This is a genomic window from Salinivibrio sp. IB872 (genome assembly GCF_001995345.1).
Taxonomy (GTDB): domain Bacteria; phylum Pseudomonadota; class Gammaproteobacteria; order Enterobacterales; family Vibrionaceae; genus Salinivibrio; species Salinivibrio proteolyticus.
Window position 1 is genome coordinate 1 of sequence record NZ_MUFO01000061.1, and the last position, 11158, is coordinate 11158.

12 protein-coding genes are annotated in these 11158 nt (G+C 43.9%); all 12 read right to left on the minus strand.

What is annotated here, in order from left to right:
- Positions 1-180: 180 nt before the first annotated feature.
- Positions 181-645 carry a GNAT family N-acetyltransferase gene (locus BZJ18_RS15850; RefSeq protein WP_077458200.1) on the minus strand — a complete coding sequence of 155 codons (465 nt, stop codon included), beginning with the start codon at positions 643-645 and terminating at the stop codon, positions 181-183.
- 62 nt (positions 646-707) lie between these two features.
- On the minus strand, positions 708-1187 hold the full coding sequence (locus BZJ18_RS15855) for a GNAT family N-acetyltransferase (protein WP_077458202.1): 480 nt from the start codon (positions 1185-1187) through the stop codon (positions 708-710).
- A 62-nt stretch (positions 1188-1249) separates the two neighbouring features.
- A complete protein-coding gene (locus BZJ18_RS15860; protein WP_046073355.1) occupies positions 1250-1525 on the minus strand; it encodes a putative quinol monooxygenase in 276 nt (91 codons plus the stop codon).
- 113 nt (positions 1526-1638) lie between these two features.
- Complete coding sequence (locus tag BZJ18_RS15865; RefSeq protein ID WP_077458204.1) at positions 1639-2238, minus strand: glutathione S-transferase N-terminal domain-containing protein; 600 nt, start codon at positions 2236-2238, stop codon at positions 1639-1641.
- Position 2239: 1 nt separating this feature from the next.
- The gene (locus BZJ18_RS15870; protein ID WP_198532258.1) at positions 2240-3391 is read right to left on the minus strand and encodes a YbfB/YjiJ family MFS transporter; all 1152 of its coding nucleotides are present in this window, start codon (positions 3389-3391) and stop codon (positions 2240-2242) included.
- 122 nt (positions 3392-3513) lie between these two features.
- On the minus strand, positions 3514-4239 hold the full coding sequence (locus tag BZJ18_RS15875; RefSeq protein ID WP_077458208.1) for a class I SAM-dependent methyltransferase: 726 nt from the start codon (positions 4237-4239) through the stop codon (positions 3514-3516).
- 193 nt (positions 4240-4432) lie between these two features.
- Positions 4433-5398 carry a hypothetical protein gene (locus BZJ18_RS15880; RefSeq protein WP_077458210.1) on the minus strand — a complete coding sequence of 322 codons (966 nt, stop codon included), beginning with the start codon at positions 5396-5398 and terminating at the stop codon, positions 4433-4435.
- 111 nt (positions 5399-5509) lie between these two features.
- Positions 5510-5986, minus strand: a complete 477-nt coding sequence (locus BZJ18_RS17415; protein WP_198532259.1) for a TOPRIM nucleotidyl transferase/hydrolase domain-containing protein — start codon at positions 5984-5986, stop codon at positions 5510-5512.
- Between the two features lie 2 nt (positions 5987-5988).
- Positions 5989-7137, minus strand: coding sequence for an AAA family ATPase (locus BZJ18_RS15885; RefSeq protein WP_198532260.1), 1149 nt, complete (start codon positions 7135-7137; stop codon positions 5989-5991).
- A gap of 49 nt (positions 7138-7186) precedes the next feature.
- Positions 7187-8269: a sensor histidine kinase gene (locus BZJ18_RS15890; RefSeq protein WP_077458212.1), complete on the minus strand. Its 1083-nt coding sequence runs from the start codon at positions 8267-8269 to the stop codon at positions 7187-7189.
- A complete protein-coding gene (locus BZJ18_RS15895) occupies positions 8266-8925 on the minus strand; it encodes a hypothetical protein (protein WP_077458214.1) in 660 nt (219 codons plus the stop codon). Before BZJ18_RS15895 ends, BZJ18_RS15890 begins: the two co-directional genes overlap by 4 nt.
- 682 nt (positions 8926-9607) lie before the next feature.
- Complete coding sequence (locus BZJ18_RS15900; RefSeq protein ID WP_069588359.1) at positions 9608-10816, minus strand: NupC/NupG family nucleoside CNT transporter; 1209 nt, start codon at positions 10814-10816, stop codon at positions 9608-9610.
- Positions 10817-11158 lie beyond the last annotated feature (342 nt).

An 11158-nucleotide genomic window follows, 5' to 3' on the forward strand; every position in this document is an offset into this window, starting at 1 on the left:
ATCTTCTGTCATTTTTAATCTCCTAAACGTTAGGAGACCATTAAATCGCACTGAAAATGATCAACAAATTGATCCTTTATTTTCACTCATTTTAATTAATAAACATGGTTCAACGCACGATTTTCATCCTTAATTGACAATTAAGTCATTAAATCGCTAGCCCAGGCATGCCGCGGATCTTCATGCGTTTTCCCTGAGCCGAAACCCTAGCTTTTCAAGCAAGTGGTTTGAGGGTTGGTTGTCCGGTAAGGTCACCGCCTGAACCGTAGTCAGTCCGCTCGCTAACAGGGTTGCTTCAAGTACCGCCTCGGCGGCTTCTGTGGCGTATCCTTGCCCGGTATAACGCGATAAAAACGCGTAGCCTAAATCTGGATATGCCAACTCATCGCGCTTGAGCACACCGCACATGCCGATGGGCTCGCCATCTTCCCGCCGTTCTACCAGATTTAAACCAAAGCCATGTGCTTGATAACTCGCAAGCGGCCCGTGACGGAGATACTCGATCGCATCTTGCTCAGTACGCACCTTTTTATCTGCGATATAGCGTATAAACGACGCCTCATTAAGCAGCTCCACAATAAACGGCGCATCGTCGAGATGAAACTGTCGCACATTGAGCCTTTTTGACCGGCATATCAGTGTCATAAACCACTCGCTTACTGAAACATTCTATCGCGCCATAATCGCATATTGGCGCGAATAAGTATCTACGCCGGCAACCAACACTGATAAAAATCAGTCTTCGCATGTTTGGGGTTAGCGCGAACAAATTCCCAGCCGTGCTGGCGATAAAAGGCTAACGCACGATGATTATCACGGCTTACAGAAAGCAACGCTCGCCGGCACCCCGCGTTTGCTAAGGTGGTTTCGATATAGCGCTGCAGCAAAGGGGCAAACCCGCGACCACGAAAAGCAGGTGCAAGGTAGATGAGATGCACATAACCCGTCTCAGGCTCGGTCGACGTACTGCGAAATTCAAGCTGCCCAGCCCATTCTCCATCGACAAAAATATGCCGATAAAACCACTCGGGCTGATTCATGCGTTCACTCACCCGTTCAAAATAGCCAGTTAGAAAGTCTTCAAACCCCTCATCGGAGCCAAAGCTACACACAAAAGCGTCCCGACGTGCAGCCACACAATTAGCAAAATCGGTTTCAAGATTGATGGGACGGAAAGTCAGGTGCATGGGTGTGCCCTTACGCTTTAGCGGCTATACGCGATAAATAACGATGGTATTCAGCCCAGGCTCTATTCGCTGATCTGGTAGTGACGCGTGACATTTTGCGTAACCGCTCCCCAATAGGATGATTTAACTCTCTCTTGGTGCTTATCAAAAGCTGAGCGATCAGTAAACTCTTCATAAACATCAAATCGCAGCGGGTTGTCCGAATGTTGCTGAACCTTAAAGACCAAACAGCCCGGCTCTTCCAACGTCAACTTTTCATGATTAACAAGCTCTCGCGTCACGGCCTGAAGATCAGCGTCTGGCACGAGAATAAAACCTTCTAGAATGACTTTTGACATATAGTTTATCTTTAAAATATCTCGTTAATTTGGTGAGGCCTTTAATATCGGAACCAGCCATATCGACCTAATGTGATTTTGGCGATAGTCACTAAAAACATTCTTTACAAAACCTAAGTAAAGGCCGTTTCTTTGACACTTGCACGCTCTAAAAACCTCGTTAACCAGTCAGCGAGGAGTGGCTGGCTTTCACCCCATTGCAGCTCCGGTAATCGAAAATCGATATAGCTCAGCGCAATGCCAGTAACAATCTGGCCAAGGTTAATGTCGGACTGCATAACGTCAGTATTCACCCTATCCTCCAGCGTCTGAAGGCACCTGACAATGGCATTCTGTCGACGAACTCCGAGTACTGTACTATCGCTCTCTTTCCCAAAGTGCTTCCGATTAATAACCGTCATAAAAGCTGCATCGGTAAGGCCCTGACTAAGCCCCGAGAGAGCAAGGACATCAGTGTCGTTGGGTGTGCCAAGCAAGCTGGGGGTCGAGGAAAGCCCGTCCAAGTATGACGCGATGAGAAGGGATTCTGATAAAGTCTCTCCCCTATCCGTTACAAGCACGGGAATTTTTCCGTTCGGATTGGCGGTAAACAACGCATTGTCATCCGCCCAAGGATCTACCCAGATGAGCTTCACATCATCCAACTGCTTTTCAATCGCGCAGATTCGGACAACTCTTGCATAAGGCGACGTTGTGTTCAGATACAGTTCCATATCAATTTTTCTCCATCTGTGTGGCTTTTCGAACGATAAGATATCGGGTTGATAGCAAGAGGACGCCGCTCGCCAGAATAGCGGCACCAATGCTGAATAAAGGTTCGTAGCTACCAAGTGACGCGTAGACGAATGCCAAAGCGTACCCGCCTGCTGCTTGAAATGCAGCGAACATGGCGGTCGCCATACCCCATATCTTTTTATGACCAGCAGGCCCCATAATCTCTGAAAGCCGCCCTGCTGTGAGCGCAACAATGCCGGGGATCATGGCTCCAACGACAAAGGATGAAACCGTGATACTGGCCATCGATACCGATATAACCGGTAATACCGTCGCGATGGACTTTGCTAGAAACCCTGACAGCAGAGCCCCGTGCCAGCCGAGCTTTTTGGCCGCCCTCCCGGCAATAAAAGGTCCGAAAACAGCACCAACACCCAGAACAGCCCATTGGAAACTCGCGATGCTCTGCCCTATACCGACTTCACGTGCAAGATAATCTACCCAGAAAACCGTATGGGGAACAAAGCCGACTCCGTCCATCGCATACGCCGCCATGACGATTCCGATGCTCCACTTCTGTGCAGCGGTTAAGCCCTCTGGCCCATTTCCTGAATGGGGAATAGCTGGTAATGATTTCAACCTTGCGAGAGCCCTATCGGCGATAAGGCCAGCTGCAACAGCAAGCACCCCGAGCCCAATCCAGGCTAAAACAAGCCCCACATTTAACAATAACGGAATCGCGGTGGCCGACAAAAAAGCCCCAATTCCGATACCGGTAAAAACCATCGCTCCAATAGCTGGTCGTTGTGACGCTGGCGTACTTGAGAGAGCCAGAGACGGACCGACCACCATCAAGGTTGCACCGGCAAAACCAGACACAAATCGCCAGATAAAGAACCACACGAAGCCGATCGGGCTCAGACAAAGAAAGAAGTTCAACGCGACTGCGATATAAGCGCCGCCAAGCACATAACGGAGTTTGTATCGCTCAGAGAGGGTGTGCGCGCCAATCGCTCCACCGAGATAGCCGAGCAGATTCGCGGCCCCCAAGTATGCCGCTTCCGTGGCCGTAAACCAGTTGGCTTCTACGAGTGCAGGAATAATTGGTGTGTAGGCGAACCGCGCCACGCCAATCCCCACAAATGTTGCCATCGCCCCAACGAGCAACGCAGAGAAATTGAATCTACTCGGTCTCATATTGTTATGCCCTCCATGGCGCTAAGTGTGCCAAGCTCACAGCGTTATTCAGACTGGGAGAGCCTCAGACTCATTTTTTAGATGCTTTGGGGTGTAGCGTGAATGAATAGGTATAGAGCAAACCCCATTGTTTCTCGCCCCCACCTCAAATACGCATCTTTCCAATGTCGTCTCGTTTTTACTTTATCCAATAGCTCGATATTTTCAGGGTCTAGCAACAACTCGCGTTCAGCAGCTAGCCAAAACGAGCTTTCAAACGTATCCCAATCTTGATAAGAAGAATGGACGACATAAGCGCATTCAAGGCCTAGTTGATTTCCTGCTTCTATGTTTTGAAGGTTTGAGCGTAACTCTATCGGGTCAATACCTGTTGCGAGTAAGTACTCTTTATCTGGTTCTTTTCGCCAATACGCATCCCCAAGTACAATTACGCCATTAGATGCTATGAGAGCCTTCATGTCAGACAATGCATGATCTAAAGCTGCACCAACATCGCCAAAAGCATGAGTAGAGCCTAAGCTAAAACACGCATCAAATACGCCCCTAGGCAGTTCAACATCTTTGAATGCTGCATTATGAAAGGTGACTTTATCTAAATAAGGCTCCAAGTTTTCCTTGGCTTTAGCAATCTCCCTTTCATCAATTTCAATGACTACCGCCCGACAGTTAAACTTTTCTAAAACGCTTTTAATTAATTCACCATTACCACAACCAACGTCTAAGACTAAAGAGTCCTCATTGAGCCATAGTTCACCCAGCAAGTTATCTATACAATTTGGGTTGATGGGATTGTTATATTTCATTATTACTTTCCATAGTATTTTTAATTGAAAACTGATATAAGCGTTAAAGTCAATAACGCCTAACGGAGATGAGAAAATTCGCCATTGTTAACTGTGTGCGTAAGATGATGGTGGTATTACGTTCGATGCTTAGAGACGGCGTGATGTGGGATAAAATCTCGCCAAAATTTAGGATTGACGATATACTCGTTTGTTATATTTCAAGCACGACAGAGTCAATAGACAACCTTGAGTTATCAGAAATATCCTCAACAAACTCAGCCCAAGTACCTCTCTCGACTCTGCGACTACAATAATGCGAAGTAGCCCTAATGAAGCCAATAGAGACGTCGTACAAATCTTGGATAAACTCTTCTATAGTAGCTTCGTTGTTGTCACCGTAGGACAAAAATATAGAGTCACGATAGTTCGCTTTACCACGGTATCTAAATGCCTGAATAAGGAAGTTAACTTGTCCTTTATCTAGTGCGCGATCGCGAACCTCGCGAGCAGCTTTCGTGCGAAAATTGTCAACACCAAGAGCTTTGAAATCACGAGAAGTTTTTACCCTCTCTTCTGTTTCCCACTTTTTATAACCATGAGTCCCCTTTAGATAGGAAACCAGTGCACCATGAGCAGTTTCATTGTCATAAGCTCTGTCATTCAGATCGAAATGGTTAGCACCTCTATATGCAGCAATCTCAGCATCAGCAGTTTTTGAAACTAAGCTAGTTAAAAAGAGGTTAAATGGATATGGGATAAGTTCTTTCTCCGCGATATCTGACTGCCAAACTTTTGCTGTGGCTGTATGAGTCTCTTGAATAGAGCCAGAAGATGCAGCAACCATCGCGCTAGCGGAAAAATAGACGCTGTAATACCAAGAAATGATGGCTGAACGGCATATGTCATATTTATCTTCGATATCTTCATTCATGCTTTTCAGAGATGAAAGATTATGTAAAGCCATCATTGCGTTCTCAAACACAAGCGTGTCAGCTTCACGATTGACAGGTCTACGTTGTACACGAGCATATAAATCATTTAATTTGTCATCGGCACAAGCGCTATCGTTAATGACTTCGGCAAGAGCCCTCATCCAGTTTACAGTCCCCTGAAACGCAAAGCGGGGCTCTGCCTGATCACCGGCTTCAAATAGCCTGTCTAATAGCCACTGACTCATGATAAACCTCCTGAAATATAACGCAAATTTCAGTTGGAAAATATATGGCACTACATTTTGGGAACCAAAATTCGTGACATGTATTTTGTCAATTGAAACGCCTTGTTAGATTTATGATATTAGCCCCATCAATTGCTCATAAATGGTTTTCCATCCAGCAGGGACATCGTCGTAACTTTCACCCCACGTTAAGGTCTCTCTATAAGCACGATACGGTTTTTCAGAAGAGGGCGCCGGATAATTTAATATATCTTCCATACAATTATCCAATACAAATAAATTATCATCATTATCTAGAGCTTGTCTAATCGGCTTATTATGAACTACAGCTCCAGCAACACCTAAATCTGAATCATGCATCACTATTGGTTCAACACCAACTGCTTTTAAGTAATTAATTAAAGACTTCAATACTGGTTTACCTCTCCCCTTTATAACTTCACAATTACAAATAACGGAATCATAAATTTCTTTTGGTAAACGTCTTGTAGTTTCTCTGATTACAATGTCTTCAGTATCACCTTCAACCAAAATTGTTCTATTACTAAAAAATGCTCTCGCAACATAATCATCAATTTTTAGTATCATTTTTACGTAACAATGTCATAAATTGTACGTCGCATTTGGTTAGCTGCAGATGGGTGAAGGAATATTTCTGGCTCTTCAAAACAAATGATTAATCCTCTTTCATTACGGACCTCTCGTTGTTCCTCCCAAATCTTTCTAAAGCGCAACAGGCTGAACACAGCTGACCGGATAATACCAGTGCCTTGATTAGCTACAGAGGTTTTAATATTACTTTCCATTTCAATATCAAATTGGGGAACTAATACATCATCAGGATTTGTTAAATTGGCTTGAACATGGACCGATGATTCAGGGAAAACACTGGACATAACGTTATTTAATTGAATTAACATTTTACCGAAATCTGAATCCCTGTCATTAGGATCTAATTCATTAGCAAGGTTGTTAAGATATACTTGTGCTTGCTCATAGTTAGCAGAAGAATCTCTTACATCTTTAAATAATTCTTTCAATGTCTTTTGAAGAGTACCACTTGATTTTGATAGTTCATATTCTCCAGAATCAGCTGGTATCAATAGATATCGAGGTAATCTACTCAAAACATTACCTGCTATACCTCCTGGATTTTTGAAAAATGTTTCATTTTCGGTTAAATCCCAAATTTCATCTATATAATCAAGTTTTTCCTTCAACTTTGCACTTATATTCCCGGAGATTTTATCAAAAGCTTCAAGAACTACATTTTCAGGTATACCTTTTTCTATTAATTGCTCGATTTTGGTAATTGATGAAAATTCATCTTTTAATATACGTTCATAAGCCTTTAAATATTGAGTAGGAGCTTTACCTGGTTCCCACTCTTTCTTATATATTATTGATATCCCTGTTTCATCACTTCCATCAGGAATAACATAATTATAAGTCCTCCCTTTGAATCCTCGCCAAGTACCTGACTCAGTACTTACATCTCTGAACTCAGCAAGCATTGTGATTCTTTCTACTCCAATTTCACAATCACCTGTTTCCTCATTTTTTATAGAATAGAAATCATCTATGGGTATTTGCTTGTTAGTTAATAAATGGTCAATCGCTTTTAGAAATGAACTTTTCCCAGCATTATTTTGACCAATAAGAAATGTTGCTTCGTTTAATTCAATTTCAACATCTAGCAACCTTTTGAAACCATTAACTTTTAAAGAATGAAGATACATTACATAAGTCCTTTTTAGGGAGAGGTCCGGAATAAATCTAACGCCCCATTCAGCGGCTTGTCCGCTGCAATGCTTTGTTATGCAATTTATTGTATGAAATGACAAAAGTAAATTTTGAATATGGAATATTGTTTAACCTAGTATTTGTTTCTTCAACCTCTGCTGAAAGGTCAATATTATGTAGTTCACAAATCAGTTTCGCAAAATAGAGCCCATAACCTCCGCCACTTGTATCAACGAGTTCAGCATTATTTCCCCTAAATCGTTTGTCGAAAATTCTTACCTTTTCTTCGCTCTTTAGGCTGGGTCCCATCGACTCGACTTTTATATCGAAAGAATTGCTGTACTCTTCAAAAAACACATCAATAGTTTGGTTGGAAGGAGAGTATTTAATAGCGTTCTCCAATATTACATGAGGTACGAAATCAAATATTGGAAACATATCTATATTTGTATGAAGTCGCCCTTTAAAAGGGGAAATTCGAACCCCAGCGTCTCTTGCATATATCTCTAGGCAATGCGAAGCCTTTTGAAATTTCTGAAACACTGATGCTTGGAACGGTGTAGATGCAGTAATGATTTTTGGATTGCTTTCAAAATCGTATATATTAAGACGGTTTGTAATTGAAGAGCTTGATGCAAATACTGTCTTCATTAGCTTTTCATAATCTAAACTAGATTTTTCTTTAGCGGTCAGATACTCTTCAGAGCTCCGCTTAATGATCAAATTATATTTTCTGACCTCATGTAGACAGAAGTCTACAAGATCCTTATCGAATTCTGCTTGAACTTCACTTTCGAAAAGTTCGCGCTCGATTGATTTCGAATTTGCTACGCTTTCCAAAATAACATTCGGAGGTATTGCTGGAAGAAAGGCGTTAGAGTTTTTTATTTTGCTTTTAGTATAGTGCCCAGATATTCTCACTCCAGAATATATGCTTTCACCAGAGTTATATGAAGAAAGTCCAGCAGGGCATTCATGAAATCCTTTTAAAGCTTTTATTCGTTCATAGTATTTTTTACACGTTTTCTTCTTTTGTTTAGAACATACATCGGGAACGCTTGAAAAGCAGCCACCCTCCAACTGTTCAGATTCCTCATTCCACACTGGTATTGCTGATATTTTTCTCATACTCCGAACACCATTTTAAATAAAATACTAGCAGTGAAGCTGGAAATGACCGCTCTAATATCACCCTCCAAGCCTTTAACAGTAGATTTTTTCGCAAACGTATCTTTATCGCCTTTTAATACCGCTTCAATAAACTCTTGCTCTAGCTGAAAAACAACTTTAATTGGAACTTCTTTTTCAAGAAGAAAACTTCTCATCCGCTTCCATTGCTCAATGGGAGAAACCACTTTATTAATTGTTTGATCAAGTAGAGATACCCATGCATCTGAGTCTACATCTTTAGTTAATGTGAAGTCTGCTAAGGAGAAGAACTTATTGTAAGTTGCGTCGAATTGTTGGCCTGTATAGGCAACCACAACTTTTTCGGGGTAATGACTTTTGATTTCTTCGATAATATGTCCCCCTTCATATTTCGATCCAAACTTCTTGCCGACGCCTTTGATATCACAAATAACCACGGGGTAATCACTGACGGCTTTAATATCCTCAATATCGTTCAAAACTCGAATATTAAAATTGTGATTTCTAATGATTTGTTCATATTCAAGCCCCTGATCGTCAATACACAAGATTGAAACCGAAGATCTTTCCACTTTCCTTGATTGAACGACTGTTTTTAGCTCAGTCAACTGTCTTGTTTTTCCAATTATAAACATACGTTTCCTTTAGAACTGTGGGGGACTCTTGCATAACATTGTATTAGTGCGCGCGCTCGATTTTCCAAAACCGTTACACGCGTCTTTTTTCATCTAACTACTTATTATTAAACACATTTACAGCAATTAAAGCAATCAGCTCGTCTGCGAAAGTGTGCATGCCGCCTATCACGGTTGAGGCGTTCACATTATCCCGAAACGATGCCAACTAACTCATAACGCGTTACCACGCAGGAGCGTGGGAACGAGGTGACTAGCCCGCAGCGACAATGAATTGGCTTTATCCCCCACGCTACCGCCCTCTGGTTGGCGGCGTCCAAAAGGCCTTACAGGGCGATTTTGCGGGCTAGATTATCAGACGCTGGGTAATGTGTTTAGGCAAAGGGGTCTAAAATGTTGGTGAGGTCAGGGTTTGGGGATTTTTGGGGGCATAAATGCAAAAAAGCCGCTGAATAATCAGCGGCTTTTCGGTATGTGGCGGAGAGATAGGGATTTGAACCCTAGAAGCGCGGCGTATATTATTGGGTTCGCTGTGGCTTGTAAACCCTTTATTTGCGGCTTTTGGTCTGTTCGCTCAAGCCGTGATCAGGTTGGCGATATTGCTAGCAAAAGGCGATTAGCTTACCACCAATCGCCCTACTTTACTGAGACACTTTAACCGAGTCTCGTTACCGCGCAGTACTTATAGCGCGATAAAAATACCCGCCAGTGCGGCACTCATTAGGTTGGCAAAGGTGGCGGCAATCACTGCGCGCACGCCTAAGCTTGCCACATCTTTGCGACGCTCAGGCACCATCGCACCGATAGAGCCGAGCTGAATGGCAATCGAGCCGATATTCGCAAAGCCACACAAGGCAAAGGTCACAATGACTTGGCTTTGTACCGACAAGTTCGCTTTGATATCAGCAAACGATAAGAAGGCAACAAACTCGTTAAGCGCAATTTTCTGGCCAAGTAAGTTACCCACGGTGAAGATCTCGTGCACCGGTACACCGGTGAGTAGTGCCAGCGGTGAGAACAGGTAGCCAAACAGCATTTCTAGGCTTAGACCGTCAATGTCGACCAACTCACCTAAACTACTCAGCCCAGCGTTTAGCATCGCAATCACGCTGATAAAGGCCACCAGCATGGTGCCCACAGCCACCGCGACTTTCATGCCGTTCATCGCGCCGCTGGCGAGGGCGTCAATCGCATTGGCTTGGTCGCTGTCACTGATCTCTACATGGTTTTGTTCTGCGGGCGTCTGTGTTTCAGGCACAATGATCTTTGCCATCAAAAGCCCACCGGGGGCAGCCATAAAGCTCGCGGCAATCAGGTATTTCAAATCCACACCCATCGCCGCATATCCGCCTAACACACTACCGGCGACCGAGGCCATGCCTCCCACCATCACAGCGAAGAGCTCAGAGCGTGTCATTTGGCTAAGAAAAGGGCGAACTACCAAAGGAGATTCGCCCTGAGAAAGAAAGATGTTGCTGGTTGCCACCAGAGACTCTGCTCGGCTGGTGCCGAGTAATCGCTGTATGCCACCGCCGAGAAGTTTAATAACCCACTGCATAATGCCGAGATGATAAAGGAGGGATATCAGCGCACTGATAAAAATGATTAGCGGCAGAACTTTAACAGCGAAAATAAACCCATCGTTGGCGAGAGGGCCAAACACAAACTCAATGCCTTCGTTGGCAAATGAAAGCAGCTTCGCCGCGCCATTGCTCATAGAGCCCAGCATGGCTTGTCCTACTGGAATGTAAAGCACCAGTGCGGCAAAACCCGCTTGTAGGCCAAATGCCCCAAGCACTGTACGCCAGTTGATCGCTTTACGGTTAGAGGAGAACGCATAGGCGCACAAAAACAGAGCGACGATGCCGGCCGCACTATAGAGAAGTTGCATAAATAGAATACCTTGCCGTGTTGTGTTGCACTTGCGGTACAGATGAGTACGACACGCTGCCAAGGTGGCAAGAGGTTCCATCATGCGTTTCATCGTACCGCGGGTTCGGTGAAGGTGGGCCCAACCTTGGACACTTTTTCTTCAGCCGCGAATCGCGACACAGCCACTCTTTGCCTTTGGGCTGGCGAAGAGCGCATGTTGGGCGGGCATTCTATTGTGATTTGAATCGCATTTCCAGCTAAATTTGGCCTTTGATCACATTTTATTCTCAGCCGCTCACTGAGCGCTACGACGATGGTCGGATAGGCTGCGAGACGGTTTTTTGGCAAGATTGATTGACAC

Excerpts from the sequence above, each read along its gene's own strand:
- BZJ18_RS15860 (WP_046073355.1), bottom strand. The coding sequence starts at position 1,525 with ATGTCAAAAGTCATTCTAGAAGGTTTTATTCTCGTGCCAGACGCTGAT.
- BZJ18_RS15880 (WP_077458210.1), bottom strand. The coding sequence starts at position 5,398 with ATGAGTCAGTGGCTATTAGACAGGCTATTTGAAGCCGGTGATCAGGCA.
- BZJ18_RS17415 (WP_198532259.1), bottom strand. The coding sequence starts at position 5,986 with ATGATACTAAAAATTGATGATTATGTTGCGAGAGCATTTTTTAGTAAT.
- BZJ18_RS15865 (WP_077458204.1), bottom strand. The coding sequence starts at position 2,238 with ATGGAACTGTATCTGAACACAACGTCGCCTTATGCAAGAGTTGTCCGA.
- BZJ18_RS15885 (WP_198532260.1), bottom strand. The coding sequence starts at position 7,137 with ATGTATCTTCATTCTTTAAAAGTTAATGGTTTCAAAAGGTTGCTAGAT.
- BZJ18_RS15855 (WP_077458202.1), bottom strand. The coding sequence starts at position 1,187 with ATGCACCTGACTTTCCGTCCCATCAATCTTGAAACCGATTTTGCTAAT.
- BZJ18_RS15850 (WP_077458200.1), bottom strand. The coding sequence starts at position 645 with ATGACACTGATATGCCGGTCAAAAAGGCTCAATGTGCGACAGTTTCAT.
- BZJ18_RS15890 (WP_077458212.1), bottom strand. The coding sequence starts at position 8,269 with ATGAGAAAAATATCAGCAATACCAGTGTGGAATGAGGAATCTGAACAG.
- BZJ18_RS15870 (WP_198532258.1), bottom strand. The coding sequence starts at position 3,391 with ATGGCAACATTTGTGGGGATTGGCGTGGCGCGGTTCGCCTACACACCA.
- BZJ18_RS15900 (WP_069588359.1), bottom strand. The coding sequence starts at position 10,816 with ATGCAACTTCTCTATAGTGCGGCCGGCATCGTCGCTCTGTTTTTGTGC.
- BZJ18_RS15875 (WP_077458208.1), bottom strand. The coding sequence starts at position 4,239 with ATGAAATATAACAATCCCATCAACCCAAATTGTATAGATAACTTGCTG.
- BZJ18_RS15895 (WP_077458214.1), bottom strand. The coding sequence starts at position 8,925 with ATGTTTATAATTGGAAAAACAAGACAGTTGACTGAGCTAAAAACAGTC.